Origin of the sequence: Arthrobacter sp. Soil761, from assembly GCF_001428325.1 — a bacterium.
Taxonomy (GTDB): domain Bacteria; phylum Actinomycetota; class Actinomycetes; order Actinomycetales; family Micrococcaceae; genus Arthrobacter.
In genome coordinates this window covers 113,831-140,414 of sequence record NZ_LMSF01000003.1, presented here as the reverse complement: position 1 = coordinate 140,414, position 26,584 = coordinate 113,831, and the positions used below count along the sequence as shown (strand labels likewise).

Genomic DNA, 26,584 nt, shown 5'->3' with positions numbered 1-26,584 from the left:
CGTTCATGGTTTTTGTCCTTGCAGAGACGTGAGGGGTGTGGGGCGGCTTAGGTGACCGGCCAGCTCCCCTTCTCCCCCCGTTGTTTTTTGGTTGCTGGCAAGCTTGCTTGCTCGGCGGCCGACGGAGCCCTGTCTACCCCGCAGGGCAAGGGGCGGGAAATTCCCGGAGGAAATAAGCGACGAAGGAGCGCCGGAGGGAAATTCCTGCACCGTAGGCCCCGGAGGAACGGAGGGGCTAGACGGGGTGGAGCGGACGCCTAGAATCCGAAGGACAGCAACCAGAAAACGTCGTAGACAAGAAGGGCCAGGGGGTCCGGAGCTCTGCGACGGCNGGAGGGGCTAGACGGGGTGGAGCGGACGCCTAGAATCCGAAGGACAGCAACCAGAAAACGTCGTAGACAAGAAGGGCCAGGGGGTCCGGAGCTCTGCGACGGTGCGCCTTGGACCCAACAGCCGGCCGCGCCAGCGGACGCCCATCAACTGGTTGAAGCGCAGCGGAAACCAGTCCTTGCGGCGGTAAACTTGTACTGCCTCCGTCACCGGCTGTTCCCCCCAGTTGGCCGGTGACGGTAAGGCCCAAAAACTCCTGCAGGAGCCTCCGTGTGTGACATGCTTGAGGCGTAAGCAGCAGGATGTTTACCCAGCTCAGGGTCCGTATTCCATTGGAATGCGGACCCTCAGTTTCTCCCCGGCGGCCGCGGCGGGGGTTAGCGTGGGACTGTTATGCAAGTTGCAGCGGAATCGGGGGGCGAGGCAACCGGCGGAACACAGCGATGCAAGGGTTTAGTGAACCCCTCGCGCAAACAGTCAAGAGCCGGCACGTGGTGCCGGCTCTTGACTGTTTCCTCTGCAAGGGAATCTGTGGGGCAGCGTCAGCGCCTGCCTGCGTTTTACAGCTCGTAGTGTCGGTGGTCCTTCCTGGGCCGGTCCACGGGGCCGGTGGCTGGGCCTGCGGTGAGCAGGCTCAGCTCCAGGATGTCTTCAAGGGGACTCGCGTCCGGGGAAACGGTATCGTCCTCGGTCATGCGGAATTGATCGGCCACGCTCGGGACTCCTTGGCTGTACGGGCTGCGGTGTCCTTTCACAGTATCGGCAGTTCCTGCGCGCGGGCTGGAAGTCGCGCCGCCCGCGCAGCGGCTACGCGGCCGGCGGAGCGCCAGCGGGGGAGGCCGCCGCGCACCTGGGGAAGATCCAAGCGGGAGGGCCGGACCCCTTTTGTGGTGGAGTCCGGCCCTCATTGAAGCTAGTGCTTCAGGCGGCGGTCATAGGCCTTTCTTGGGTCCCGTGTGCAGTCTGCCACGAGACCGCGGTTGACGAGTTCGCCCAGCAGGTCCGCCAGCCGGTATCCGGCGACGTCGTCCAGTGCGAGCTTGAAGTACCGGGCGGCGAAGCTGGACCGTTCTTTGAGCCATTCCAGCCAGCCGATCAGGCACAGCATCGGGGCGCGCTGCCCTTCCGGGGTGGCTTTCATCAGTTCGAAGGCGACTTCTTGGGCCGTGTCCACGCGGGCCCAGTCCGGTCGGCTCAGGAACACACCGAGCATGATGGAGGTGAACTGCTCCGGGGCGTGGGGGACGATGTCACTCATCATGTAGTCCCGGATGGTGGGGTGTTGCAACGCTCCTGCCAGTTGGTGCGCGGTGTGGGTGGTCAGGCTCTTGGGGTCGTCCAGCACCTTGGCCCATGTTGCGCGGCTGGCTTCGAGGTGTTCGGGCCAGCCGTCGGGCTTGTGCGCGGCGATTGCCGCCCGTGCCGTCTCGTCACCGGTGAAGGGTGCGGGCGCGGTGAACCCGGTGACGGCGCTCCCCCGGTAGATCAGGGCGGCGTTGCCGTTGCTGGTGGTGATCGAGTCCAGCGGCTGGGCAGGGCAGCAGGTGATGTCGGTGCAGTGGTAGTTCCGCCACAACTCGGAGGTCACCAGCCATGCGTCCTGCAGCGGCATCCCTGCGGTTTGCAGTTCGGTGCGCAGTGCCTGCACGTGCCCGGCATAGGGGCGGCTGCCGTCGCGGGTGGTCTCGTCTGTGTAGATGACCAGCAGTGTGCCGGTGGCGGACTCGTCAGCGGTCAGGTAGCTGACGATGGTCTGGGCGTAACCGACCGGATCCTGCCCGAACGGGGCATCCACGCGCAGGGTCGCGCCGAGTTTGTTGCCCTGCATCGTCATGGCGACGAAGGACTCCGTGGGGGTCTCGCCCAGCGTGTGCGGGATGAAGGCCAGGACGTCGGCCGGGCCGGTGAATTTGATGAAGTCGTTCATGGTTTTTGTCCTTGCAGAGACGTGAGGGGTGTGGGGCGGCTTAGGTGACCGGCCAGCTCCCCTTCTCCCCCCGTTGTTTTTTGGTTGCTGGGGGGCTAGACGGGGTGGAGCGGACGCCTAGAATCCGAAGGACAGCAACCAGAAAACGTCGTAGACAAGAAGGGCCAGGGGGTCCGGAGCTCTGCGACGGCGCCCCCTGGACCCAACAGCCGGCCGCGCCAGCGGACGCCCTTCAACTGGTTGAAGCGCAGCGGAAACCAGGGCGAGCCCTGCGAGCCTGCCTCACCACCGTCCACGGACAACCCCAGGGTCATTGCCAACGAAGGGCTTGCCGCCGGCGCCCGCCGCCCGGCACCTGGCCGCTGCGGGATGGGCGGTCCGCCGCCGTCAACCACCAGCGCAAGCCAGCCACGACGGCGGACCGCCCGCGGTGACCGGCCCCAAAAGACCGGCCACCCTCGGGCCTATTCGCGGCGGTCGTGGAGCGGGACGGCTCCGTAGTGTCCAGCTGCGCGGCGGAACCTTGCGTCACTGCTGCAGATGAAAGTGCCGCCGAACATGTACCACGGGGCGGGTTCGCCTTCCGGGGTGACGGGCACGGCGTGGATCACGGTTTCGCGGTGGAAGTGCTCGTTTTTGACGAGTCGGACGGGGGGCCGTTCCTCGGTGGCCTCGAAAACCGGGTCGATGCCTTCGCCGATGACGGTTACTTCCATGACGCGGGCGGAGATGCCCCGGTTCGAGAAGTCCGTGCCCAGGGCGTCGCGGTAGATCAGGGCGGTGATGCCCTTGGGAACGGTGGTGTCGTTGCTCATGTGCTGGCTCCTTTGAAGTCGTTTGGGGTGCTGTACTGCCCGGCTCGGGCCGGGCAGTACAGCGGTTGTCAGTGCTGGTTAGGCGGCGTCGCGCACGGCGTAGGGCATCCGGTAGCGGCTGGGCAGTTCGGCGGCGGCCTCGGGCAGGTCTGCCGGGCCTTGGGCCTGCCCGTTCTTCCAGTTGGAGAACGCTTGTTCGGTGATCGCGTCCCACAGCCGGGCTTTGGTCCGGTAGTAGGTGACTGGGCATTATTCGGTTGATGCATCATTAGTGCGCCCAGACAGGCGGTCGCCACGCGGCCTGCCTGACCACAGGTCGTTTAATCCGTCCAGCCTGTGTAGGGACGGCGGTCCTGGTCGGGTAGTTCGGTGGCGATTTCGGGTAGGTTGTCCGGCCCGTGGGCAGTCCCGTTCTTCCACCAGTAGTGGGCGTGTTTGGTAATGGCTTCGTGCTGCTCAGACTTGCTGCGGTAGAAGGTGCAGGTCACGTCGCCCTCGCAGTACGTGGCGACACCGAACAGGTTGCCAACGCCATCGGCCGTCCGGATACTGGCAACCATGACGAGGGGCCACTGGCCCAGGCCCCAGCCATCGCTTCCCCAGCTTGGAATCACTGCCCAGCCATATTCTTCGATGAGTTCCATCCAGTCGTAGCCTCCGTTCATGTGGTAGTCCCGCAGCACGGTGACACCCTCAATTTCCTCGCCCGTGTCAGCGGTGGTCACGGTGTCGGTAGCGATCGCGTTCATGTGGTTTTGTCCTTTGCCGAGAATTAGGTTGGGGGCGGTCGTGGAGAGTGGCCAGCTTCCCCTCTCCCCCGTTGTTTTGGCTGCTGGCGAAGCTTGCGGAGCTGTGACCGATGGAAGCCTGTCTGCCCTTGGGCAAGGGCCGGAAAATCTTGGGAGGATCTGAGCGAGCGAGGATCCTGAGTTTAAGAATTTCCGGCACGCAGGCCCCGACTTCGGAGGGGCTAGACAGGCTGAACGGGCACGTACAATCCCTTGGGACAGCAGCCAAAACGGTAATACTGGAACAGTCCTTGAGCCGGCGTGACCCAGCCAAAAACTGACGTACCAGGCGGCACTGTCTTCCCGACGATCTGTCCCCCGGCTCAAGGTCCGTTAAAAGGGGTGTCGAGCCAGGCGGACATGACCTCATAGGAGCCTGATACGACCAGTCCCATTACCGTTTTGTCTGCCCACCTGGCCCGCGCCCGATCAGTATCGAACTCGACTGAGGGGGCAATTTCCATCTTGGCAAGCGAACCAACTAAAGTCATCGCGGGCATCGACACCCACGCCGACACACACCATGTGGCCGTGATCAACGAACACGGCAAACCCATCGCGGACAAGGAATTCCTGGCCGTGGGATCCGGATACCGGAAAATTATCGACTTCATCACCTCCTACGGCACAGTCGTGGCCATCGGTGTCGAAGGAACCGGATCGTACGGTGCCGAGCTAGCCCGAACACTTCGGGGTGAAGGGCTCACTGTGCTGGAGGTAAACCGGCCGAACCGGGCCGCACGACGGCTCAAGGGGAAGTCCGACCCGTTGGACGCCTACCAGGCCGCCAAGTCCGTGCTCGAGGGGCGGACGAAGGCGATCCCAAAGGCCAAGGATGGGCCCGTTGAATGCCTGCGGATCGTGCGTTCCGGGCGGGCGTCAGCCATCAAGGCCCGAACCGCGGCCATCAACCAGATCAAGGCGCTCCTCGTTTCGGCCCCGGACAAGATCCGGGCGAAATACCGGGCGCTGGCCACCTCCGCGCTGATTACTGCCCTACAACGCACGAGACCTTCCGGGCACATGGCTGACCCCGAGTACGTAACGCTTATGACGCTCAAGGCGTTGGCAGCACGCTGCCAAGCACTGGGAGCAGAAATCGAGGCTGCTGACGCGGTGCTCAAGGAAATCCTAGATAGCTATGCTCCGATGCTTTGTGATCTCCCAGGAGTAGGGACCGAGGTAGCCAGTCAGCTGTTGATCACTTTCGGCGACAACCCGGACCGCCTGGGCAACGAGGCCCAGTTCGCTTCGCTCGTCGGGGTCGCCCCGGTACCAGCCTCATCCGGCAAGACAACCCGACACCGGCTCAGTAGAGGCGGCGACCGCAGCGCCAATAACGCCTTGCATCAGGTGGTCCTGGTGCGCATGGGTTCGTGTCAACGGACCAAGGATTACGTGGCTAAACGCACGTCCGAGGGCAAGAGCAAACGCGAAATCATGCGCTGCCTCAAGCGTTACGCAGCCCGGGAAATCTACCGCCAGATCACCAACCTCCGGCCTGCACCAGATAACTCCGACCTCCGCCGGATGCGGACCGAACTCGGGATCACTATCACGACTGTGGCCGGCGAACTCGGCCAGTGGGTTTCCATCCTCTCGCGTCTGGAACGCGGGCACATCCGTAACGACGACTTGGCGGCAACCTACCGACAATGGCTCACGGACCAGTGCCAAGTACAACGCTTCACACGTCCCCTGACATCAGCTGCCAAGACGTGTGCTTTACCAGAGGCCGTAAGCCAGCCTGTATGAGCTTTCTCTGCTGCATTTCGCTATCCGTTCGGGCTTCGCCTGCCGCCACGCGAGCAGCTCCTCGCTGGCGCCTGGGCCCCAAGCAGAGAAGCACCCACCTACTCCTTTGAGTAATTGGGTGCTTCCGGGTTGGCTAGTTCCGCCTACGGGAGCATCCTTAGGGGGACGGTCATTCAGTCGGTTTCCGGAAGCGAGCAGAATAGGCACCTATCGTCGCATCCTCCGGGGTTGGGGCTCGGGACAGCTCCCCCTTGGGGACCAAAGCTGAAAGCTGACTGGTCAACAGGCGGTGGTTCGTGCATCGGAGCCACCTTCCGCGGCGGTGAATCAGAAGTGTGTTGCTTCGCCCAGGTCACGGGACGACCGTCGAAGGGTGGCATTAGGTCCCCTTCAGCGATGAAACGCGGTCGGCCGGAACCCTGTACGACCCACCACCCGGTCGTGGGGCAGTGTTCCCCGGTCTGCGGCCCGATGGGGGTGGCCTCCCCGATGGCTTGGACGGTGTGTTGAAGTCTCATTATTGTTTGCCTTTTCGTTAACCGGTGGCGGCAGCAGGTCCGAGCCGGGGTGAGCGGCGTTTGGTTTTTGGGGTGTCGGAGTCGGTTAGCCGCCCTGCGGCCTCGGTGAGTAAGTCCTGTCGAGCTCCGATGGGGCGGACGTATCCCCGCTGGGAAGGCCGGATCCCTGCGGTGTCCAGAGCCAACAGTTGCAGGGCGTGTTCGAAGGCAATGCGGTTGCAGTCCAGTACCGGAACATCCGGGTGGTTTAGGACGCTCTCATAGCCATGAGCGGAGAAGATTGGAGCGAGGTAGCCGCAACCTACGACAATCGCGTCCGCCCCGTCCCGGACTGCTTCTTCCGCCGCTTTGTCGAAGCGATGAATCAGGTCGGCTGGATCGTTGATGGCTCGTAATACATCTTCGTGGGTTGATTCGGGGTCATAGGATCGGACCGGCCGATCCGCCAGGAATCCGCTGGCGCCCAGACGGACGAGGTCGTCGGTGAAGATTGGTGCGAGGGAGGGTGCTACGGTCACGACGACTGCCCGCTTGGCGAGGCTTCCAACTGCACGGGTACTGGCATCTGGCAGGCTGGTGACCGGGATTCCGAGCGCGGATCGAACAGCTTCTGTTGGAGCGCCCCAGCAACCGATGACTACGGCGTCGGATTCCATCTGCATTTTGAGGCTGCTGGCGAGAATCGCTGCGTCGTTCATGAGCCTGTTCGCAGGCGCGCGGATGCCGCCCGCGGCCACCGAGACGTGTCGTAGCTGCGTCTTTGCGCGCCCTGCGGCGAGGACTTCTACCTGCTGTGCGAGGAATTCCCACAGCTCGTTGAGTTCGGGATCGCCGTGTGTGGATTCGAGCCAAGTTATCGTCTTCATCAGGCGAAGCCCTTGGCAAGCCGGCGTTCTACCCAGACGGAGGTCCATGTCGACGGTACGGCGATGACCGCAAAGACGAGTCCCGTGATCGCGTAGATCTGTAAGTACTGGAAGGTGATGGAACTGCTCTGGTAGGCCTTGCTCATCAACTCGCTCACTGAGATGGAGTAGGCCAGGGACGTGCCTTGGAATGACTGGATGGCCAGGCCCATGAGGGCCGGTATAGACGAGCGAAGACCCTGGGGAAGGATGATGCGGGTGAAGGTCGATGTTTGTGGGAGCCCGAGGGCCATGGCGGCTTCGTTCTGCCCACGGTGGACCGATTGGATGCCCGCACGCAGCATCTCGGATGAGTATGCAGCAACGGTGAAAGTGAGGCCGGCGGCAGCGGCAGCGAAGTTGTCGAAGAGCAGGCCAATGGATGGCAGACCGTAGTAGACGACGTAGAGAACGACGAGCGAGGGGATGCCTCTTCCGACTTCTACGATGATGAGCGTGGGCCATTTCAGCCAGGGCAGCTGGGATGAGACGCCAAGGGCGAGGAGCATGCCGGCCGCATAGCCGAAGGTCACCGAAATGGCAGTCAGCTGGAGGCTGACGAGCAGTCCTTGGCCCAGCTGGGGCAGGTATTGAACGAAGTCCATCAGTTGTTCCTCCGGAGACGGGAGTCGAGCCGCCGGGCGACGATCGCGAGCGGGACGCTCACGACGACGTACACGCCTGCAGCGATGAAGAACGGTGTAAGTCCAGCAGTACCGGGGTTCTGGCGCGAGAACGTGGTTGCCGAGAACACCATTTCGGTCACGCCGATGGTCGACGCGATTGACGAATCCTTTAGGAGGGCCAGCAGAAAAGTGGTGATCGACGGCAGCGAGGTGCGTAGTGCTTGGGGTGCGAGCACACGGATGAAGGTGGTGGCTGGACTAAGACCCAGCGCGTGGGATGCCTCAATCTGGCCACGGGCGAGTGTTGCGAAGCCGCCACGGTAGATCTCAGCGAGATAGGCGCTCGAGACGATCCCGAGCCCGGCGATGGCGGCCGATAGCGAGGTGAGCCGCAGGTGACCCAAGGTCACGCCGAAGTAGAGCAGAAACAGCCACACAATGGTGGGCACCCCGCGTATGAGGTCCACGATCAGGCGAAAAACAGCGCGTATTGGGGGGTAGTTAGAACGCAGCCCGAGCATGAGGGGAATGGCCATAATCGCACCGATTCCAAAGGAGGAAACCGTCACGAGCAACGTCATGGGTAGTCCTAGGAGGACGATGGCGATGACTTCCACGTCAGCGTTCCAGGACGGCGCTAAGGAAGCGGCGGGTACGCTCCTGGACGGGATTGGCCATGATCTCAGCGGGGCGGCCCTCTTCGATGATGTGCGCATCTGCCATGACCACGAGGTGGTCAGAAACGTCGCGTGCGAACTGCATCTCGTGAGTGACCACGATCATGGTCATTCCGCCAGCGGCGAGTTCCCGCATGACGGCCAGGACTTCGAGGCCGACCTCAGGATCGAGGGCGCTGGTCGGTTCATCGAAGAGCATCGCCCGGGGGTTCAGCGCCAGCGCCCGGACAATGGCGATGCGCTGTTGCTGACCGCCCGAGCATCGGTCAGGGTGATGTTGTGCCTTTTCCCGGAGCCCCACGCGGTCCAGGAGGGTCAGGGCACGTTCTTCGGCTTCCTCTCGGCTGCGTCCAAGGATCTTTTCCTGCGGAAAGGCTATGTTCCGAAGAACGCTCATGTGGGGGAACAGGTTGAAGGACTGGAAGACCATTCCGACTTGACGGCGGAGGTCAAGGAGGGCGCGGTCGCTGACCTTCGTGCCTGCCTCGACGGTAGTTGTCCCAACCGTGATTGTGCCCTCGTCGGGGATTTCAAGCAGGTTGATGCAGCGCAGCAGTGTGCTTTTTCCCGATCCGGAGGGACCGATCAGTGCTGTGACGCTCCCTGGCTTGACGTTAATTGAGATGTTGTCGAGAACCTGGTTGTCGCCGTATTTCTTGGAGAGGTTGGTGATCGTCACGCCTGCGGACGTGACCTGTTGTGATTCCGTAATCAGCTGCTGGGACACGGACGGAACTCCTTGGGTACGAGCCGGGCGCCGAGGGGCGGCGCCCGGCTCAGGGGTCAACGGATGGAGGTTGCTGCCTTGTCTGCGGGCACAAGGAGGTCGGCCGGGAGATCGTATTTGGTCAGGAGGGAGGTGAGGGTCCCGTCCGTGCGGTATGAGTCGATCAGGGCGCTGAAGGCGTTGGAGAGCGCGGTGTTCTCCTTTGCGACCGGGAAGGCGATCGTCGGCTGCGATGTCGTGATCGCTACCCGGTCATCCTTCTTGGCGGGCTCTACCTTGAAGTCGGTCCCCTTATACGCGGCGACGGCGACGGCGTACCCGTCGAGTGAGGCCTGCAGGCGCCCGTTCACCAGGTCCTGTTTCATTTCGACGGTGCCCGGGTATTGCTTGAGGTTCCCGTCCAGGACCTTAGTCATGTCCTCGTTCCAGGAGAATCCGGTGCCGGTGCCGACTGTCCCGATGGATTGGAGGTCGGATACGGTTGAGGCGCCTGTCTTGGAGACGATGCCCATGGTGTCGTAGAAGGTTGGTGTCGTGTAGCCGACCTGCTTAGCGCGGGCCTCGGTGACGTACCATCCGCCGGTGCTGATGTCGGTCCGCTTTTGCTCGCTGATCATCGGGATGCCGTTGGCGTAGGTGATGGGAACGTAAGCGACATTGAGGCATTCTGCTGCGGCAAGCTTCGTCACAACGTCGATTTCCAGGCCCGAGGCGCTGGTCCCCTCGGTCTTCGTGTAGGGCGGGTTCTCGGGAACACCAACGGTCAGCGTGCCCGGGGTGTACGTCGTTAGTCCTTTATCCTTCGGGGTGCAATCGGATGAGACGGAGGACGTAGCTGACGTTGCCGACTCGCAGCCCGAAAGGGCGACGGACGCGGCGATGACGCCGAGGAAGGCAATGGTGCGGAACGTGCGGGTCGTCGGGGGGTGCATCATGGCGGGGTGCTTCCTTTGCTTGGGGGCGGTGCTTCCGGAAAAAGTGCCATCGGGCCACTCGCGCGGCGGAGCGGTCGACTGGGAGATTCAGAACCGAATGCCGGAGAGGTCTTCAGGCCGGACGGGCTCTGTGGCGAAGCGGGACGTCGCCGGTGAGGCGGCAACTGTGACGGAGAGATTGTTCGCTTTCTTCTCCCCGAAGCGTTTCCCTGCGTTGGTCACCAAGTACATCAACGGGGATATCCACGAGCAATATGGAGTATCTTGTGGAAGACCAAGGATTTTCCTATAGATGGGCCGCTGCATGCCTCTCCCAACGATCAGGCAGCTCGAGTACTTCGTCACTGCCGCGCGCCTGCGGACCTTCGCCGCCGCAGCCGAAGTTCACCACATCGCCCAACCGAGCCTCTCCGAGCAGATCGCAGCACTCGAACGGACCCTAGAGGTCGCCCTGTTCACCCGCACTGCCCGGAAACTGATCCTGACCGACGCAGGCCAGGACCTGCTGCCTCTTGCCGAAAGGGCGATTGCCGACGTCGTAGCGATGGCCGAGATGAGCAGGCGAGTCCGTTCCCTCGAGGAGGGGACGGTGTCCTTCGGCACGTTCAGCAGCGCCCATCTGTACCTCCTGAGCGAGCTGATCGAAGAGTTTCGGATTAAACACCCGGGAGTTCGGATCCGGGTGACCGGCTTGAACTCATCGGAGGTCGCAGACGCTGTGCGCGAGGGCAATCTCGAAGCAGGACTCGTCCAGCTCCCGATTGACAGCCGCGAACTCGTGGTGACGCAATCCGTGTTCGTGGACCAGGTGGTCTACGTCTCGCGACGAGCGGAACATACCCGCGAGCCGGTGGACATAACCACACTCGCCCAGCGCCCGCTGATCCTCTCCGAATCCCGATGGTCTCATGATGATCCGCTGCGCGTCTCACTCCTGGAGCGTGCCCAGTCGGCGGGCATGACTCTCGATCCCATCGTGGAGGTCGAATTCCAGACCCACGCACTTGAGCTCGCGGCGCGGGGGGTCGGCGACTCGCTCGTATCCTTCCACGTGGGACGCTCGCTGATAGCCGAGCAAGGACTCTTCTGGGCCCCGTTGGAGCCCCCCGTAACCGAGCATTACGCATTCATTACCCGCCGGGCCGGCGCGGTCTCCCCCGCTACCGCCGAATTCATGCGATTGGCGCGGCGCATCCTCGCCCGGCTGCAGATGGCCCGGACCCGGCCCACCAGCCCCGCCTCCGACTGATCGCACCGATCCCGCGGACAGGGACCGGCTCGCGGCGGAGCCCGAGCACCGCCTGAGTTCAGGCCTCGCCCCCGCCCCTAGGAAAAACCTATGGCTGGCCCTCGCAGATGGCCGTAGACGGGCTTTTCAGCCCGCTCAATACTGGATTATCAGCAGTTCCCAAGTGACCTGTTGCACAACGAGCCAAGTCCAGACTAAGGAATTTTCTATGATGCCTGCTTCGAGCATGGGAATCGCGATCGTCACGGGTGCCGCGAGCGGCATGGGCCGGTCGGCTTCGGAGGCCCTGGTCAAGGAGGGCTGGGACGTCCTGGCCCTCGACCGGGTGGCAACCGAGTTCGAGGTCGCAGGAGAGACGATTCGAACGGTCGAGGTGGACGTCACCAATCGTGACCAGGTCCGGGACGCCATAGCAAAACATGTCGCTGCCACATCGAAAGAAGTCGGCCTCCTGGCAAACGTTGCCGGTATCTACCCGCCCAGCACCTTGGCCGATTTCACCGAGGACCTCTACCGCAGGATATTCGATGTCAACGTGCTGGGCATCCTGAATACGACCGCGGAGGCCGTGGCCCATATGCCCAATGGAGGGGCTGTCGTCAACTTCGCTTCCGTCGACGCGTTCACTGTCTCTCCCGGCCAGCTTCTCTACGGCGCTTCCAAGGCAGCCGTCGTCATGCTGACCAAGGAGTTGGCCCTGGAACTGGCACCCAGGAGGATCCGCGTCAACGCGATCGCGCCAGGATGGGTCAACACACCCGGCAACGCGGCCACCGGCCGCATGGAAGCCACGTCCGCCGGTATCCCGCTGGGCCGTGTGGCCGAGCCCGAGGAAATCGCCCGGTGGGTGGCGATCCTGGCAAGCCCTGACGCGTCCTTCATGACCGGGGAGACCATCGTCCTCTCCGGCGGCGACGTCCTCCGCTGACCACCCCGCGCATCACATCATCCAAAGGAACAACGAACACTATGAGCACCTACTGCGTGATCGGCGCCGGCGCAGCCGGCCTGTCCGCCCTCGACGTCCTGACCCAGCGCGGCTTCGACGTGGACTGCTACGAGAAGAGTGACCGCGTCGGTGGGCACTGGAACACCGACTACGACGCCCTGCACCTGATCACTTCACGCAATCAGACAATCTTCGAGGATTTCCCGATGCCCGGGGACTATCCACACTTCCCGCGGCGCGACCAGATCCGCGACTACATCGCATCCTTCGCAAAGGCGAGAGGGCACGACAAGCGGATCATGTTCAACACCGAAGTCCTGTCCGTCACCCCGGTTGAAACCGATGGCCCAGTGGGCTCAGCAGGGTGGAACGTGACCACATCCAAGGGCGCGGGAATCTACGATGGGGTGCTGATCGCCCCCGGGCACCTGTGGCATCCCAAGATTCCCTCGGTGTCCGGCACCTTCGCCGGAAAGCAGATCCACTCAAGCGCCTACAAGAACGTCGGCGACATCCAAGGGACGCGGGTGCTGGTCGTCGGCGCCGGCAACTCGGGCTGCGACCTCGCCGTCGACGTCGCACAACACCGGCTCGAAGCCGACGTCCTCATCCGGCACGGAGCATACTTCCAGCCGAAAATGTACTTCGGCCGCCCGCGCGCTGAACTGGACTTCATGGCCGAGTTCTCCCCCTCTGAGCAGGACCTCATTGCACGGCTGCTCGCCCGCGTCTCGATCGGCCAGAACACCGACTACCCCGGGCTCCCGGTACCCCAGCACCGCGCCCTCGCCGACGGTCCTGCCGTGGTGAATGACCTGCTGCTGTACTGGATCCACCACGGCCGCGTTGGGGTGATCGGCCAAGGCATTGAGCGTTTCGACGGGCACACGGTGCATTTCTCGGACGGTTCCTCCAAGGACTATGACACGATCCTGTGGGCCACAGGCTTCCACTCCAGCCTGCCTTTCCTCGATGACGCACTTGTCCCACGGCGCAAGGGCAATCCGCTGCGCTACGCCGCGGGCATCATCCCGCAAGGACTCGAGAAGCTCTACTACATAGGTATGACCGCACCCCGCGGCCCCCAGATCCCGGTCTACGGCGTCCAAGCCAAAATCGTCGCGCGGATGATCTCGATGCACGAAAACGCCCGGGACGGCGACGCAGGAATCGCCGCCTACCTGCGGCGGCTCCAGGAAGCGGATGACCGAATCGACATCCCCCGCGACATCTGGAATGACCAGATCACCGACACCGGGCGGTTGCTCGACGCATTCGCGGCCACGGCCCCGGCGGACCCGGCGAAGCTCGCGAAGTGAAGCATCCTGTCCGACCCGACGAATCTCTTCAAATCCCCTGACCAAACCCAAGGACCCCCAATGAGCAGCACCCATCTCATCGACGACAGCCCGCTCACGAAATATCACAAACGACTGATCGCGGCCTGCTCGGGCGGCCCGTTCCTGGACGGCTTCCTGCTAAGCATCATCGGTGTTGCACTGACCGGGGCCAACTCCGACCTCGCTCTGGACCCTGCAAGCATCGGCATCGCTGGTGCCGTGTCCCTCGTCGGGCTCTTCGTCGGCAGCCTGGTCTTTGGCCCCGTAACAGACCGTATCGGTCGGCGTGTGATGTACACAGCGGACCTGCTGGTGATGATCATTGCATCGGTGGCATGCCTCTGGATCGATGCGGGGTGGCAGCTCATCGCCTTGCGCTTCATTGTCGGTCTCGCGGTCGGCGCGGACTACCCCATCGCCACCTCACTGCTCACCGAATGGATGCCCAAAAAGTACCGGGGCGCCATGATCGGGCTGCTGTCGGTGGTCTGGCTTCTGGGTGCCGTCGTCGCGTACCTTGTCGGGTTCGCGTTCACCAGCGCCCTCGGCGCCGGCTCCTGGCGGTGGATGCTCGCCAGTGGCGCCGTGTTCGGCGTCATCGTCATGCTGCTCCGCATGGGGGCGCACGAATCCCCCAGATGGCTCATCACCAAGGGGCGTACCGAAGAGGCGCGCAAGGACATTTCGTCGGTTCTCGGCCGCGAAGTTACGACCGACGAAATCACCGACATGGTGGCTCAGGAAGAGCCGCAGCGCCCTGCCAGGTTCACTAATCTGCTTCGCGGCATGAACCTGCGACGGATCCTCTTCTGCGGACTGACCTGGATGTGCTTCGCCATCCCGCAGTTCGCCCTGTTCACCTATGGCCCGATCATCCTCTCGCACCTGGGCTTCGGCGACGACACCGCCGGGGCGACGCTTGGACAGATCATCCTCAACCTGGGGTTCCTCCTTGGATCCTTCCCGGGCATGAAATGGGTGGAGAGCCGTGGCAGGCGTCCACTGATCCTCGGAAGCTTCCTCTTCGGGGCCCTCGCCCTCGTTCCGCTGGGCATCTGGCCCGACGCTCCCGGCTGGTTCGTTATGGCGTTCTTCTTCCTCTTCGCGGTCATCAACGGGGCCGGCAACATCCTGGTGTTCATCTACCCGAACGAGTTGTTCCCCACTCAGCTGCGGGCCAGCGCCGTGGGCCTGGCCACCGCGGTGAGCCGCATCGGCGCAGCCATTGGCACCTACCTGGTCCCGGTCTCGCTCAGCGGCCTCGGTACCGGACCGACCATGCTCATCGGCGCCGGGCTGACAGCACTGGGCTTCGTGATCAGCCTCTTCTGGGCCGAGGAAACCCGCAACCGCAACCTCGCCTCCGCAGCACAGTCCCCGGCCGAAGGTCACAAAACATCCCCCTCCCAGGCTAAGGCGACCGGCACGGTAGCGCTTTAGCCACGCTGCGCCCGTCAAAGGCATTCGACGCAAGAAGAAGGAATGAAGCAAACATGACCATCACGGATACCCGCCTGAATACCACGGCATCCCCGTATGTCGCGGACCTGGCCGAGACCGTTCGGCGACGCAGCCCGGCAGAAGCAGTGTTTCATCAGGCAGTCGACGAAGTGCTGTCCAACCTTGAACCGGCCCTGGTACGGCATCCGGAGTACGTCGAGGCCCGCATCCTCGACCGACTCGTCGAACCGGAACGCCAAATCATGTTCCGTGTCCCGTGGGTCGATGACGCCGGTATCGTGCAGGTCAACCGCGGATACCGTGTCGAATTCAACAGCGCTCTGGGGCCCTTCAAGGGGGGACTCCGGTTCCACCCGACCGTCGATCTCGGTGTCATCCGTTTCCTTGGATTCGAGCAGATCTTCAAGAACGCGCTGACAGGACAAGGCATCGGCGCCGGCAAAGGCGGCAGCGATTTCAACCCCGCGGGGCGCAGCGACGCCGAGGTCATGCGGTTCTGCCAGTCCTTCATCACCGAACTGCACCGCCACCTCGGTGAACACACCGACATACCGGCCGGAGACATCGGCGTCGGCGTCCGCGAACTCGGGTACATGTTCGGCCAGTACAAGCGCATCGTTAACCGCTTCGAGGCAGGCGTCCTCACGGGCAAAGGCATCGGGTGGGCCGGATCGCACACCAGGACCGAGGCGACCGGCTACGGCGCCGTCTACTTCCTGCGGGACATGCTCGCGACTCGGAGCCGGACGCTCGAAGGACGCAGAGCAGTCGTGTCCGGCTCAGGAAACGTCGCCATCTACGCCATCGAGAAGGCCCAGATGCTCGGCGCAACCGTAATCGCCTGCTCCGATTCCGGCGGTTACATTCTCGATGAGGCCGGCATTGATGTCGCCCTGCTCAAGCAGGTCAAGGAAGTGCAGAGGGCCCGGCTCTCCGCATACACAGCCGAACGGCCCTCAGCGAAGTACGTGGCCGGAGGATCAGTCTTCGATCTGCCCTGCGATGTGGCGCTCCCCTGCGCGACGCAGAACGAACTCGGAGAACAGCACGCGGCCGAACTCATCCGCAACGGTGTCCAGGCCGTCGCTGAAGGCGCCAACATGCCCTGCACCGCTGGTGCTGTTGCCTTGTTCCGAGATGCCGGAGTCCTGTTCGGTCCCGGCAAGGCTGCCAACGCCGGCGGTGTAGCCACTTCGGCATTGGAAATGCAACAGAACGCGGCGAGGGCGTCATGGAGCCGCGGGGAGACCGAAGCCCGCCTCGAAAGCATCATGCGGCACATCCATGACCACGTCCGGGCCACCGCTGCGACCTACACGGGCGACCCCGATAATTACGTGGCCGGTGCATCAATCGGTGGATTCATCCGTGTCGCCGACGCAATGCTCGCCCAAGGGATCGTCTAAGACTCACACAAGTAGGTTCCGTTGCCGACGTGGTGACGATGACCCCGCACAGCTTCAACCGAAAGGGAAACATGCCGACCGACCCATCTCTCATTGATCCATCCCCGCGGCGCCTCGTCGATCGCGTGGCTCTCATCACCGGCGCCGCACGGGGTCAGGGAGCAGCCCATGCCCTTCGGCTGGCAAACGAAGGTGCGACGGTCTATCTCGCAGATGTCCTCGACGAAGACGGGCAGAAGACCGCGGAAGAACTCCGGGCCAAAGGCTTCGACGCCACGTACCTTCACCTCGACGTCTCAAGCCCGGATGACTGGCATCGCGCCTACGAGGTGATCGATACGAGGTTCGGGCGACTGGACATTCTCGTCAACAACGCCGGCATCGTCCGTGTGACGAAGCTGGCGGAAGAATCACTCGAAACATGGAACCGCATCCTCAGCGTGAACCTTACTGGCCCGTTCCTCGGCATCCAGACAATGATCCCCCTCCTTCGAGCGGGCACCCGCAGCTCGATAGTGAACACCTCCTCAATCTTTGGGCCGTCCGGAGCCATCGGGTACGCCTCGTATGCGTCGAGCAAAGCTGGGCTCCTCGGGCTCACCCGGACCGCCGCCCTCGAACTTGCTTCGGATGGGATCAGAGTGAATGCACTGGTGCCGGGCGGTGTGAACACCCCCATCAACGCCGCCGAACCGGAAGGCGGCGTGGTGCCGGAGACACCCCTCGGTCGGCGAGCGGACCCTGCCGAGCTCGCCGCGGCTGTTGCTTATCTCGTTAGCGACGACGCAAGCTTCGTCACGGGAACGGAACTCGTCGTCGATGGCGGATTCCTGGCGAGATGAACCCGTCAGAGTGGCGAGTGGCATTACCGCAAAAGGAGCGGCAATCGGGCCTCGGTAGTGGCCGTCCGCAAAGCCAACCATGTCCGGCATCATGTCGTCCTGGTCCATATGGCATCTTGCCAACCGAAAGGGCGGACGGACAGCAAAAGCAACCGGGAACTCGTCCGCTGCCTCAATTGCGCGCCCCAGCCCGGAAATCTACCGGCAAGATGATTGGGATGGTTGACAGCAGCTCAAAACACAATTTGACGCCTATAGGAGCATCGTCGTAGACAGCCCAGGTCTGGGCCCGGCGGAGCTCTGCGGAGCTGGTAACAGACCCCCAGTCGGCCGCGCCAGCGGACGTCCGCCAGCTGAGCGCTAGCGAAGACTGCCATACCCGGTGGTCCCATCCTGTATGCCGCACTCTGCGGCAACGTGGGACTTGCGTTTAATGCATCATTAGGTAGTTTTATGCTTCAATGATGCTAAAGGTCGACGCTCGGGGGGGTTCGGATGGTTGGTTCGTTGGGTGTGAGAGTGCTGCCGTCGAACGTGGTTCCGTTGGATCCGATGCAGGCCGCCTTCGAAGGAATGCTGGCCGGGTGGGAGCGTCAACGGCTCAGCCGCGGCCTGAATCCAACCGCCACGAGGAGCAACATCGCGTTGGTGAAGCGCTTCGCCCATTTCACTGGCGAATATCCCTGGCAGTGGCAGCCCGCGGACGTGGAGGACTTCACGGTTTCATTGATCAATCGGCCGGAACCTGCGGCGCATTCGACCCTGCGCGGCTATCACGGCATGATCAGGACGTTTTGCTCGTACATCACGGATCCAAGGTATGAATGGCCCGAGGTCTGTCAGGAGCGCTTTGGGTCGTACCCGGTGCAGATCTGTCATGACTGGAACACGCGGCATCACGTTGCGGAGTTTGAGGGCCGGCCGGCGAAGCGGGCCCTGACGTTTGATGAAGCCGAGGCCTTCTTCAGGCACGCGGATGAGAAAGTGGAACGGATTATCGCTGCCGGAAAGAAGGGCGCGCTCAGCGCCCTGCGAGACGCTCAGTTCTTCAAGACCGTTTACGCGTTCGGATTGCGTCGAAGGGAGGCCTGCATGCTGGATCTGGCCGATCTCCGTTCCAACCCGAACAATCCCGACTGGGGAAGCTACGGCAGCGTCCATGTCCGGTTTGCCAAGGCCAACAAGGGCGGGCCATCGCGGCGTCGCACCGTGTTGGCCGTGCCGGAGTTCGCTTGGGCCGTAGACGGTTTACGGCAATGGGTCGAGGCCGCCCGCCCAAGATTCCGGCCTGGGGATCTCAACCCGGTCTGGGTGACGGAGCGACGCTCGCGGATGTCGGTGAGGCACGTGGACGAGAAGTTCGCGCTGCTGCGCGATGAGATTGGGCTTGATCCCCACTTGACCCTGCACAGCTTGCGGCATTCCTATGTGACGCATCTGGTTGAATACGGGTACCCGGAACGGTTCGTCTCGGAACAGGTAGGCCACTCCTACGCTTCGTCCACCGCGATCTACACCGACGTCAGCGATGACTACAAAAACCGGATCCTTTCCAAGGCGCTGGCACGGATCCGCCAGCCCGAACAGCAAGGCCCCCAGCAATGAACAACGCTTACGTGATCTCCTGGAACATCCGTCAACTCATGGCCGCAAAGGGGCTCTACCAAACCACCGATCTGGTGCCGTTGATGGCCGAGCACGGGGTATCACTCTCCCGCGAGCAGGTCTACCGGCTCGTCACGTCGACCCCGTCCAGGCTCAACCTCGAAGTTCTCGCCGCGTTCTGCGACATCCTGGACTGCACCCCCAACGACCTCATCACCTTCACCCGAGCCACGGCCGCGGCGCCGGCCGAGCGGACAGCTTCCGGCGAAACCGCAGGCCTGCAACCCATCGGTGATCTGCGCCCCGTGCCAGCTCGAATCCGCCGTCCCGGCAACTGAAACCCCTGGACACCTCACTGCTGGAGATCCTCGCCAGCCTGCCCGGCCCCACCAGCCAAGCCGAGGCAGCATTTCTCAGCACATGGATCGAGACGAACGCCTCATCCATTCGGGCGACAAGCATTCTGCGTAATTACGCCCTCCAGGTCCCCTATTTCGCGACCGACGGCGACCCGTTCATGCCGCGCTTGGCCCAACGGCTGCTTCGAGACCTTCAAATGAGCGGAATCAAAGGGATCGTCCTGCCCCTGTGCATGGCCTGCAAGGAAGAACGGCTGCTCGTCAAAACGCTGCCCGATGACGGGCGCGTCTGCGGCCGATGCGAAAGACGTCTGGTACTGCGTCCCTGCGGCATCTGCGACAAAGAAGCCATCATCCTCGCCCGCCCGGACGGCGTTGCACATTGCAGGTCCTGCTGGCGAAAAAACCCTGCCTCATTAAAAGAATGCTCTGGCTGCGGCACCCTGAGTCAGATCGTAAAGCGCACCCCAGATGGGCCCCAGTGCTACCACTGCGCCCCCGGTACGGTCCTGACCTGCCACAGCTGCGGCACTCTCGCCCGCATCGCCGCTTACCGGCTCGGCGGGCCCCAATGCCGCTCCTGCTTCCGGCGACTCAAAACCACTGCACGGCCCTGCCCATGCTGCGGCGCCATGCGGATCATCGCCTACCTCGACCAGAACAACAGCCCCTGCTGCGCCGGCTGCGCGGGGGTCCCACCCCAGTACGCCTGCATCGACTGCGGAACCGAAGACGACCTACATGGAAAACGGTGCCACACCTGCGTCGCTCAGCTGCGCACCCTTGAACTCATCACCGACAACAACGGCGTTATCAACGCTGCCTTCGAACCCCTCCGACAGAACTTGCTGAAAAGGCACACCATGGCCGCTGTCACCCACTTTGCTAGCACCAGACCCGCTGCCGAGTTGATCTGCGGCTTGGTCAACAATGAGCTTCCCCTCGACCACGACACCCTGGATCAATGGCACCGGCCCAAATCCGCTGAGTACGTCCGCGCCCTGCTGACTGCTTCGGGACTACTCCCGGCCCGCGACGAAAACCTCCGCCGCTTCGACACTTGGGCCAAGAACTTCCTTCGGTCGCAGCCACCACACGCAAAGAGCGTGCTGGAGCCTTATCTGCGCTGGAACGTCGGACGGAACCTTCGGATCAAAGCCCGTCGATCTCCTCTGAGCCGCAACGCCCAGTACCATGGACGCGACAAACTGACGGTGGCGGCCCGATACCTCGAACATCTGACAGCGTCCGGCCTCACCCTCTCCGAAGCAAACCAAACGCATCTGGAAACCTGCATCTTGGAGATTAGTGGTCGACGTTTCCGCACCCATTTGCCGTCGTTTCTTTCGTGGGCTTGGACCAACGCACTGATGCCCAAGCTCTCGATAGACCGCAACAGGCCAGACAAGCGGGCCTCCATGATGACCGAAGCTGACTACCGCAAGCTGGTTCATCGGCTTGAAACGGATACCAGCATCCCACCAAAGATCCGTATCGCCGGCCTTTTCGTGGGGCTCTACGCCCAGCGGCTCACCCACATCGTGGCACTCACCAACGCCAAGATCTGCGCCGACGACACACAAACCCAACTCTGGTTCGGGACATCACATATTCTCGCGGAACCCACACTAACGGCGCTGATCCGCCAATACCGGCAAGAAACCTACCCCCGCCCCTCATCAGACCCTAACGGGTGGTTCTTTCCCTCCCGCAACGCCGGAGAGCATGCCAATTCTTCAGCTCTGACCCGCGGGCTTCGCCAGGTCGGAGTTGATACCCGGCAACTTCGTGGAGCAGCCCTGACGAATCTGGCCGGGCAGCTGCCTATCCGGCCTTTATGTGATCTCACGGGGCTCGGCACCGAAGCAGCCGTTGGCTGGGCCGAAGTGGCAGCTCGGTCCTGGAACGCCTACCCCCAGCTGCGCACTGAGCAGTGTTCGAATAGCTCCCTGATCCAATAGGGCCCTACGTCAGGGTCAAATCGCCCTCGAAGAGGATGGCCATCCGAAGTCTCGGTAGGCCGACGCCCTCTGAAAAGCGTTTGGAGAAGCCGGCGCAGCAAGGAATTTTTAGCTTGTAAACGGTCTTGATTTAATAATCGACGGCTCATAAGATCATTCCAATCGGCCAAGGGGGGCCGATTATTGGGGGTAATTCAGGTCGCTTGTTGAGTTTCTTAGTGATGCCCGAGTAGTCCCTGATTTCAGAAGACTCTTGTGTCTATTTCAGGACACCCTTGCGTGTTTTGCTCTTTCACATCAGTTCCATTCACAATGTCCGCTGCAATAAACACCTTCTACCGCCGCATCCTCGAGGCGACTTGCATGCCATGCCATCCTGTCCGCTTTGACCCCTCGAAAGTACCTTCATCCTTGATGCAGGCCATTTTTCCTATTGCTCTTACTGCGGCGTGCATTACCGTCACATCATCCGTCCGGAAAAATCTTTGGGGTAAAAATGCAGATATCTAACGTCATCGAAGGTCCAGCGCCTATGAGAGGACGCAAAAGAAAGCGGCACCTTATAGCGGCGGTTATGCTTTCAGCCTTTGTCACGTCCTTTGGTGCAGGTGCTGCTTTCGCTGGGGATGTTTGGGGTACTACGGGCTACTACACCGTTGCTGGAATTCAATATGAAAACTTTGCGCGAATCAAAACTACAACCGGCCAGGCATCCGCTGAAAGTTGGGCTCGCAGGGTAGGTGGCAACACACCTATTGGATACGCAGGCGCGCGGGGAAGGCTCTTTACGAGCGGCGGCGCCCTCAGCTGTGAAGGTTCCTTTGGATACAACCCTTCCAACACCGCATATGCAGTTGGCGGATCCTGCACAAGATACTACTCGGGTACTTGGTACAGCTACGGCGTCACCGAAGGATGGAACGGGTCAGGATATGACGCGTTCTACACATACCGGACCGTAAACCAAAACAGCTAAAACTTTGGGGGAGATGATGAAGAAGTCAATATTCAAGAGAACCATCGGAATTTTGCTCGGCGTTTCAATTTGTGCGGCGGCCGGAGTAAGCGCTGGAGCAGCGGTCGGACCAGCTGTGGCAATTTTTGCGCCGGACGGTGTATCCGCGGCACCGGGCACAGAGACGCAAGCCATGCCTAACCCCGATTACAAAACCAATGCTAGTGGACAGAGCTTCGGCTCGGCACTGCTAGCTACTTCACCAGAAACAGAACCGGATCTCATTCTTGTTCAGGCTGACAACGGAGAATCCGGGTATGTGCTGAAAAAGCATCTTGATGATGCTAACGGAACAACCGCTGCTAAGAACTTCAGGAGTCCGCAGGAAGCAATTCAATGGCAAGACACCGAAGGTAAGGCAAACCGGCAAATACCCGTTTTCGAGACGGATGGGAGGACTGTCATCGGGACCTTCACAATCATTGGTACAGGTGAGCAAGAGAACTCGATCGGGCGCGCGCCCGGCTCTCCTTAAGGAAGAACTTCCCACAAGTTTTCATTTGCCGGGGTCGGGCCCAAGTTGACCGCCAAGACGAAAACAGCCGGGAGCGAAAGTATCGGACGCGACAGGGTCCGCACAGTTTGACCGTGGGGAGACCGGCACCTTGGTTAGATTTGGTGCCGGTCTTCTTCGTCTTTTATTGGGAAACAGCTGGTTGGTCGCTAGCATTCCTGGCGAGTTTCCGGCTCACTCAAACGACCGGAAGCCGGTTTGTGGGGCCTGGTGGTAGGCGAAGCATGTGTGGCTTGTACTCCGTTTAATTTTTTTTGCGTTTGGTGAAACCTTTTGGGCTTTGCTGGACACTAAAGGGTATGGGGAGCATAGAAACGGGAGAAGAGGGGCTGTGGCACCGGAGCCTTTCGGGCCATGGCGACGCGTTCGGCACTCTTTACAACCGACACCGAGACAGGGTCTTCCGCCATGCGTATCGTCTTTCCGGCAACCACCACGATGCTGAAGACATTATGGCCGCTTCGTTTCTTGAACTGTGGCGCAGGCGAAAGCACGTTCGAATCGTTGAAGGTTCCATTCTTCCCTGGTTGCTAGTTACGACCACGAACGTGGCGCGCAACTGGACCCGCGCTGCCCTACGCTATCAGCGGCTTCTGAATTCCCTTCCGCGTGTTCTGGAGGCCAGCGACCCTGCCGCAGATCCACACTGGCATTTCCAGAACGAGCTCGATCAGGACGTTGCCCTCGCGCTGGGAACGCTTAGCAAAGAGGACTTGCATCTAATGAGCCTGATTGTCTTCGAGGAACAAACGATCGCTGCCGCGGCGGCCGTTCTGAATCTCACTCCGGCCGCCGCGAAGTCACGCATGCACAGGGCTCGTCTGCGCCTAAGAGCCGCTCTGAGCCCTGAACCCTCCACCAAAACTCCCACTGCCCCAACTCGCGTCCTGGAAGGAGAACGGCCATGAAACCTCTCTATATTGATGACGTCTTTAGTGATGCCCTGAGAGCCGAATTGATCGAAAGGGTCGAAAAAACTAGCCCCACCCGTACCCGGAGAGGGACCTGGTTGAAGGCCGGCATAGTCGTGTTGGCCGGCGTTGGTGTCTTGGGCGGGGTAGGCGCCACCGCCGGGGGCCTGGTCTCCATTCCGGGCTCAACTCAAATAACGCCGTTGGCGTCACCTGTGACGGAGACTCACACGGGAACGGCCACTGTTCAGCTCGGTCCGGCCCCCGAAGGTGCTACGGGCATCGATGTCCAGCTGAACTGCCTCAGCCCTGGGCGCTTCACCCTTGAGGACGGCGCTAACATCATCTGCAGCCAAGCTGACGTGGGAACACGCCAGGACTGGAGCGGCTATACGATTCCTCTCGAGGCCGGAGATGAGAGCATCACGATCACCACCAGCCCCGAGGCCCGTTGGAAACTAACAGCCCAATACGTTGACGCCAAAACCACCGACTGGGGAGCAAACGCCAACGGAGATACCTACGGCGCAGAAAACGACAACGGAAGCCCCGATCTGGTCGCCGTGATAGCAACCAACGGAACACAGGGCTACGCCTATCGGACCGACCTCGATGACGCCAATGGAACAACCGCCAGCAAGACTTTCAAGAGCCCAGCCGATGCTCTCGCATGGCAGGAATCAGTTAAGGGCAAAACCTTCATCGTCCCCGTCTACGACGCAACCGGAAAAACAGTCGTCGGCGAATTCGTTATCAACGCTGGCGGCGGGGCCTCCGGGATCTCTGGGGAAACGCCTGGGAAATGAGCGGGAGTTCCAGCGAAACTAGGTCCGGACGAGACATCCCCCTGCACCGGCCCGACACCAACAGAAACCGACCGCCCGGCCATACCTGTCCGTCCAATTGACTAGAAAGAGAGATCAAATCTAGACGTCCGCCGCTTGCAACCATCAAGCCGGGAACGGGACTCGCGCAGTAGATACTTGATCGCGAAGAAGGCAAGGACGTGAGCTGGAGCGCCTACCCTGAACTACTCAGCGGGAACTATCCGAATAGCGCACTGATCGGATAACGCATCTGCACCAGTAGGTTTTCACGTCGCCCTCGCAGTAGGTGGCGATACCGAAGAGGTTGCCGATGGAATCGGCGGTGCGGATGACGGCGACCATGACGTAGGGCCAGTTGCCAAGGTCCCAGCCCTCGCTGCCCCAGCTGGGGATGACGGTCCAGCCGTGTTCGGCGATGAGGTCCATCCAGTCGTAGCCGCCGTTGGCGTGGTAGTCGCGCAGCACCGGGGCGTCGGTGATGACTTCGCCGGTGTCGGCGGTGGTCACCGTCTCGGTGGTGATTGCGTTCATGGTGTTGCTCCTTTTGCAGAGGATTGTGGTGGGTGGGGCGACCAGTGGTGACCGGCCAGCTTCCCCTCTCCCCCGTTGTTTTTTGGTTGCTGGCAAGCTTGCTTGCTCGGCGGCCGACGGAGGCCCGTCTACCCGGAGGGCAAGGCCGGGAAAATCCTCGGAGGAAATAAGCGAGGAACGAGCGCCGGAGAGGAATTTCCGGGCCGCAGGCCCCGACGAAGGAGGGGCTAGACGGGGTGGAGCGGACGCCTAGAATCCGGAGGACAGCAACCAGAAAACGTCGTAGACACAAGAGGGCCAGGGGCGGCGGAGCTCTGCGGAGCCGGCGCTGGGCCCCACAGCCGGCCGCGTCAGCGGACGCCTATCAGGGTGTAGCGCAGCGAAACCCCCAGCGCGTTCCGCGCGCTGGTTCTGCGTAGGGTGAGGGCATGAATGATCCGGCAGCGCAGCGTCCCAGCGATAGTAGCGGGCGCCCACGAACGGGGCCGGGCTATTCAGGGATCCATCGGATCCTGGCCTTGGTTTTCACCGGGGCCGCAGCTGCCTGCTGCATGCTGGTGGCTGCCGACCTGGTAGTAGGCCGGCAGGCAGGCGGTGATGTTTTCATCGCCGCGCTCAACACTCTCGCGGCTGCAGCGTTCTGGTGGATGGCTGCCACCAGCCGTCCGGGATAGGGAAAGGCCGGCACTTGCGTGCCGTGAGCATGCGCGCTCCAAGCGATATAGAAGCACAACCTCAAACCAAGATGTCGTCCACTTTGTCTTTGAGCTCGAGCCTCAGTGCTCGCAGTTGTGGCGCCCATTTCCGTCTGCGTCTCGCAGGCGTCCTGGCCCACTGCTGAGTTGTGCCAATGAGTTTGCCCAAGGCGTCCCGGAGCATCCTGTACGCGTAGTCGGTGACACCAAGGGAACCCCCTTCGTGAAGCTCAGCGGCGCGCTTGGCCAGCACCCCAAGATCTAAGGGCCAAAGGCTCAGTTCTTCCGCGAGCGGAAAATCATCCATGTCCATGATGATTCGGTTGCTCGCCGCGTCTGCCTGCATAACCAGGTTTCGTATCGCTTCATGGCCCTCGGCATACCGACGTGGCAACTCGGAAAGCGCAGCTTGGAAATCGGCAAGGGCAGCAAGAACACGGCCTTGGGCCGCGAGTTTCGACTGGTGCTTATTTGTGAGCCTGACGACCATCAGCGCAACCATGCCTCCGACGAACGCTGCTACAAGCGCGCCGATCGCCCCGCTCCATAGGCCGATCCAAGTACCACAAGAAATCGAGGCGAAATTGCCACAAACCAACCAGTCCACTTCCGGATCATACAAGCGGTCTCACAACCGCACCCAAGAGAGGACACCACGTGGCCCGGCAGTGTGGGGAGATCAAAGGGTAAGCATCTGGTCAGTGACGAGGGCGCGGCGTCATTGCCGCGGGTGTCACTGCTCGTCGAGCCGGTGATCTTTGACAGGCCGGTCTACGGGGCCTATGACCGGCCCTGCGGTCAACAGGCTCAGTTCCAGGATGTCTTCGAGCGGGCTCGCATCCGGGGCAACGGTATCGTCTTCGGTCATGCGGAAGGGATCGGCCACGTGCGGGCTCCTTGGCTGTGTGGGGACGGC

Annotated in this window: 27 protein-coding genes; 14 read left to right on the top strand and 13 right to left on the bottom strand. The window is 62.0% G+C overall.

Going from position 1 to position 26,584, the window contains the following annotated elements:
- Positions 1-890: 890 nt before the first annotated feature.
- The 4 genes from ASG79_RS23810 to ASG79_RS04595 form a co-directional block, all read right to left on the bottom strand.
- A complete protein-coding gene (locus tag ASG79_RS23810; protein WP_200953146.1) occupies positions 891-1,043 on the bottom strand; it encodes a hypothetical protein in 153 nt (50 codons plus the stop codon).
- A 200-nt stretch (positions 1,044-1,243) separates the two neighbouring features.
- On the bottom strand, positions 1,244-2,257 hold the full coding sequence (locus ASG79_RS04605; RefSeq protein WP_056388860.1) for a DUF4192 domain-containing protein: 1,014 nt from the start codon (positions 2,255-2,257) through the stop codon (positions 1,244-1,246).
- Between the two features lie 464 nt (positions 2,258-2,721).
- Positions 2,722-3,072 carry a hypothetical protein gene (locus ASG79_RS04600; RefSeq protein ID WP_056388858.1) on the bottom strand — a complete coding sequence of 117 codons (351 nt, stop codon included), beginning with the start codon at positions 3,070-3,072 and terminating at the stop codon, positions 2,722-2,724.
- A gap of 320 nt (positions 3,073-3,392) precedes the next feature.
- On the bottom strand, positions 3,393-3,821 hold the full coding sequence (locus tag ASG79_RS04595; protein WP_056388855.1) for a hypothetical protein: 429 nt from the start codon (positions 3,819-3,821) through the stop codon (positions 3,393-3,395).
- A gap of 441 nt (positions 3,822-4,262) precedes the next feature.
- On the opposite strand from ASG79_RS04595, the gene ASG79_RS04590 reads away from it, so the two are divergent.
- Positions 4,263-5,615 (top strand): IS110 family transposase, encoded by a 1,353-nt coding sequence (locus tag ASG79_RS04590; RefSeq protein WP_235509737.1) that lies wholly within the window; start codon positions 4,263-4,265, stop codon positions 5,613-5,615.
- 535 nt (positions 5,616-6,150) lie between these two features.
- Here ASG79_RS04590 and ASG79_RS04585 read toward each other — a convergent pair.
- The 5 genes from ASG79_RS04585 to ASG79_RS04565 are packed head-to-tail and all read right to left on the bottom strand — an operon-like array spanning position 6,151 to position 10,003.
- Complete coding sequence (locus ASG79_RS04585) at positions 6,151-6,999, bottom strand: aspartate/glutamate racemase family protein (protein ID WP_056388851.1); 849 nt, start codon at positions 6,997-6,999, stop codon at positions 6,151-6,153.
- Positions 6,999-7,643 (bottom strand): amino acid ABC transporter permease, encoded by a 645-nt coding sequence (locus tag ASG79_RS04580; RefSeq protein WP_056388849.1) that lies wholly within the window; start codon positions 7,641-7,643, stop codon positions 6,999-7,001. Before ASG79_RS04580 ends, ASG79_RS04585 begins: the two co-directional genes overlap by 1 nt.
- Positions 7,643-8,281: an amino acid ABC transporter permease gene (locus ASG79_RS04575; RefSeq protein ID WP_056388848.1), complete on the bottom strand. Its 639-nt coding sequence runs from the start codon at positions 8,279-8,281 to the stop codon at positions 7,643-7,645. Before ASG79_RS04575 ends, ASG79_RS04580 begins: the two co-directional genes overlap by 1 nt.
- A 1-nt stretch (position 8,282) precedes the next feature.
- Positions 8,283-9,068, bottom strand: a complete 786-nt coding sequence (locus tag ASG79_RS04570; RefSeq protein WP_308422253.1) for an amino acid ABC transporter ATP-binding protein — start codon at positions 9,066-9,068, stop codon at positions 8,283-8,285.
- A gap of 56 nt (positions 9,069-9,124) precedes the next feature.
- On the bottom strand, positions 9,125-10,003 hold the full coding sequence (locus ASG79_RS04565; protein ID WP_056388845.1) for a substrate-binding periplasmic protein: 879 nt from the start codon (positions 10,001-10,003) through the stop codon (positions 9,125-9,127).
- A gap of 304 nt (positions 10,004-10,307) precedes the next feature.
- Between ASG79_RS04565 and ASG79_RS04560 the strand changes: the two genes are divergently transcribed.
- The 8 genes from ASG79_RS04560 to ASG79_RS04525 all read left to right on the top strand — a co-directional run bounded on the left by ASG79_RS04560 (position 10,308) and on the right by ASG79_RS04525 (position 19,193).
- Complete coding sequence (locus ASG79_RS04560) at positions 10,308-11,252, top strand: LysR family transcriptional regulator (RefSeq protein WP_056388875.1); 945 nt, start codon at positions 10,308-10,310, stop codon at positions 11,250-11,252.
- A gap of 208 nt (positions 11,253-11,460) precedes the next feature.
- On the top strand, positions 11,461-12,180 hold the full coding sequence (locus tag ASG79_RS04555; RefSeq protein WP_056388829.1) for an SDR family NAD(P)-dependent oxidoreductase: 720 nt from the start codon (positions 11,461-11,463) through the stop codon (positions 12,178-12,180).
- A 41-nt stretch (positions 12,181-12,221) separates the two neighbouring features.
- Positions 12,222-13,520: a flavin-containing monooxygenase gene (locus ASG79_RS04550; protein WP_056388826.1), complete on the top strand. Its 1,299-nt coding sequence runs from the start codon at positions 12,222-12,224 to the stop codon at positions 13,518-13,520.
- 60 nt (positions 13,521-13,580) lie between these two features.
- A complete protein-coding gene (locus ASG79_RS04545) occupies positions 13,581-14,981 on the top strand; it encodes an MFS transporter (RefSeq protein ID WP_056388822.1) in 1,401 nt (466 codons plus the stop codon).
- A 53-nt stretch (positions 14,982-15,034) separates the two neighbouring features.
- The gene (gdhA, locus tag ASG79_RS04540) at positions 15,035-16,408 is read left to right on the top strand and encodes an NADP-specific glutamate dehydrogenase (protein ID WP_056388821.1); all 1,374 of its coding nucleotides are present in this window, start codon (positions 15,035-15,037) and stop codon (positions 16,406-16,408) included.
- Positions 16,409-16,479: 71 nt separating this feature from the next.
- Positions 16,480-17,250, top strand: a complete 771-nt coding sequence (locus ASG79_RS04535; protein ID WP_056388818.1) for an SDR family NAD(P)-dependent oxidoreductase — start codon at positions 16,480-16,482, stop codon at positions 17,248-17,250.
- A 519-nt stretch (positions 17,251-17,769) separates the two neighbouring features.
- Entirely contained in the window at positions 17,770-18,855 is a 1,086-nt protein-coding gene (locus ASG79_RS04530; protein WP_235509736.1) for a tyrosine-type recombinase/integrase, read from the top strand.
- Entirely contained in the window at positions 18,852-19,193 is a 342-nt protein-coding gene (locus ASG79_RS04525) for a helix-turn-helix domain-containing protein (protein ID WP_056388814.1), read from the top strand. Before ASG79_RS04530 ends, ASG79_RS04525 begins: the two co-directional genes overlap by 4 nt.
- Positions 19,194-19,294: 101 nt before the next feature.
- Here ASG79_RS04525 and ASG79_RS04520 read toward each other — a convergent pair whose 3' ends face one another.
- Positions 19,295-19,597 (bottom strand): hypothetical protein, encoded by a 303-nt coding sequence (locus ASG79_RS04520; RefSeq protein ID WP_056388811.1) that lies wholly within the window; start codon positions 19,595-19,597, stop codon positions 19,295-19,297.
- Between the two features lie 249 nt (positions 19,598-19,846).
- On the opposite strand from ASG79_RS04520, the gene ASG79_RS04515 reads away from it, so the two are divergent.
- The 4 genes from ASG79_RS04515 (at position 19,847) to ASG79_RS04510 (ending at position 24,421) form a co-directional block, all read left to right on the top strand.
- Positions 19,847-21,175, top strand: coding sequence for a hypothetical protein (locus tag ASG79_RS04515; RefSeq protein ID WP_056388808.1), 1,329 nt, complete (start codon positions 19,847-19,849; stop codon positions 21,173-21,175).
- 989 nt (positions 21,176-22,164) lie between these two features.
- Positions 22,165-22,665, top strand: coding sequence for a hypothetical protein (locus ASG79_RS22995; protein WP_235509735.1), 501 nt, complete (start codon positions 22,165-22,167; stop codon positions 22,663-22,665).
- A 338-nt stretch (positions 22,666-23,003) separates the two neighbouring features.
- Entirely contained in the window at positions 23,004-23,612 is a 609-nt protein-coding gene (locus tag ASG79_RS22990; RefSeq protein WP_082581672.1) for an RNA polymerase sigma factor, read from the top strand.
- Entirely contained in the window at positions 23,609-24,421 is an 813-nt protein-coding gene (locus ASG79_RS04510) for a hypothetical protein (protein WP_056388805.1), read from the top strand. The genes ASG79_RS22990 and ASG79_RS04510 overlap by 4 nt, the downstream gene beginning before the upstream one ends.
- Before the next feature lie 228 nt (positions 24,422-24,649).
- On the opposite strand, the gene ASG79_RS04505 is transcribed toward ASG79_RS04510, so the two are convergent.
- Entirely contained in the window at positions 24,650-24,973 is a 324-nt protein-coding gene (locus tag ASG79_RS04505) for a hypothetical protein (protein WP_235509734.1), read from the bottom strand.
- Positions 24,974-25,401: 428 nt separating this feature from the next.
- Here ASG79_RS04505 and ASG79_RS23435 point away from each other — a divergent pair, with 428 nt between their 5' ends.
- On the top strand, positions 25,402-25,647 hold the full coding sequence (locus tag ASG79_RS23435) for a hypothetical protein (RefSeq protein WP_156400165.1): 246 nt from the start codon (positions 25,402-25,404) through the stop codon (positions 25,645-25,647).
- Between the two features lie 61 nt (positions 25,648-25,708).
- Here ASG79_RS23435 and ASG79_RS04500 read toward each other — a convergent pair whose 3' ends face one another.
- Both ASG79_RS04500 and ASG79_RS23805 read right to left on the bottom strand, forming a co-directional pair.
- Positions 25,709-26,275 (bottom strand): hypothetical protein, encoded by a 567-nt coding sequence (locus ASG79_RS04500; protein WP_056388803.1) that lies wholly within the window; start codon positions 26,273-26,275, stop codon positions 25,709-25,711.
- Positions 26,276-26,401: 126 nt separating this feature from the next.
- Positions 26,402-26,554, bottom strand: a complete 153-nt coding sequence (locus ASG79_RS23805; RefSeq protein ID WP_200953145.1) for a hypothetical protein — start codon at positions 26,552-26,554, stop codon at positions 26,402-26,404.
- Between the last annotated feature and the right edge of the window lie 30 nt (positions 26,555-26,584).

Coding starts and splice junctions, on each gene's coding strand:
- ASG79_RS04605 (WP_056388860.1), bottom strand. CDS start 2,257: ATGAACGACTTCATCAAATTCACCGGCCCGGCCGACGTCCTGGCCTTC.
- ASG79_RS04600 (WP_056388858.1), bottom strand. CDS start 3,072: ATGAGCAACGACACCACCGTTCCCAAGGGCATCACCGCCCTGATCTAC.
- ASG79_RS04595 (WP_056388855.1), bottom strand. CDS start 3,821: ATGAACGCGATCGCTACCGACACCGTGACCACCGCTGACACGGGCGAG.
- ASG79_RS04585 (WP_056388851.1), bottom strand. CDS start 6,999: ATGAAGACGATAACTTGGCTCGAATCCACACACGGCGATCCCGAACTC.
- ASG79_RS04580 (WP_056388849.1), bottom strand. CDS start 7,643: ATGGACTTCGTTCAATACCTGCCCCAGCTGGGCCAAGGACTGCTCGTC.
- ASG79_RS04565 (WP_056388845.1), bottom strand. CDS start 10,003: ATGATGCACCCCCCGACGACCCGCACGTTCCGCACCATTGCCTTCCTC.
- ASG79_RS04560 (WP_056388875.1), top strand. CDS start 10,308: ATGCCTCTCCCAACGATCAGGCAGCTCGAGTACTTCGTCACTGCCGCG.
- ASG79_RS04555 (WP_056388829.1), top strand. CDS start 11,461: ATGATGCCTGCTTCGAGCATGGGAATCGCGATCGTCACGGGTGCCGCG.
- ASG79_RS04550 (WP_056388826.1), top strand. CDS start 12,222: ATGAGCACCTACTGCGTGATCGGCGCCGGCGCAGCCGGCCTGTCCGCC.
- ASG79_RS04545 (WP_056388822.1), top strand. CDS start 13,581: ATGAGCAGCACCCATCTCATCGACGACAGCCCGCTCACGAAATATCAC.
- gdhA (WP_056388821.1), top strand. CDS start 15,035: ATGACCATCACGGATACCCGCCTGAATACCACGGCATCCCCGTATGTC.
- ASG79_RS04535 (WP_056388818.1), top strand. CDS start 16,480: ATGCCGACCGACCCATCTCTCATTGATCCATCCCCGCGGCGCCTCGTC.
- ASG79_RS04525 (WP_056388814.1), top strand. CDS start 18,852: ATGAACAACGCTTACGTGATCTCCTGGAACATCCGTCAACTCATGGCC.
- ASG79_RS04520 (WP_056388811.1), bottom strand. CDS start 19,597: ATGTGCAACGCCGTCCGGGCGGGCGAGGATGATGGCTTCTTTGTCGCA.
- ASG79_RS04515 (WP_056388808.1), top strand. CDS start 19,847: ATGCGGATCATCGCCTACCTCGACCAGAACAACAGCCCCTGCTGCGCC.
- ASG79_RS22995 (WP_235509735.1), top strand. CDS start 22,165: ATGATGAAGAAGTCAATATTCAAGAGAACCATCGGAATTTTGCTCGGC.
- ASG79_RS22990 (WP_082581672.1), top strand. CDS start 23,004: ATGGGGAGCATAGAAACGGGAGAAGAGGGGCTGTGGCACCGGAGCCTT.
- ASG79_RS04510 (WP_056388805.1), top strand. CDS start 23,609: ATGAAACCTCTCTATATTGATGACGTCTTTAGTGATGCCCTGAGAGCC.
- ASG79_RS04505 (WP_235509734.1), bottom strand. CDS start 24,973: ATGAACGCAATCACCACCGAGACGGTGACCACCGCCGACACCGGCGAA.
- ASG79_RS23435 (WP_156400165.1), top strand. CDS start 25,402: ATGAATGATCCGGCAGCGCAGCGTCCCAGCGATAGTAGCGGGCGCCCA.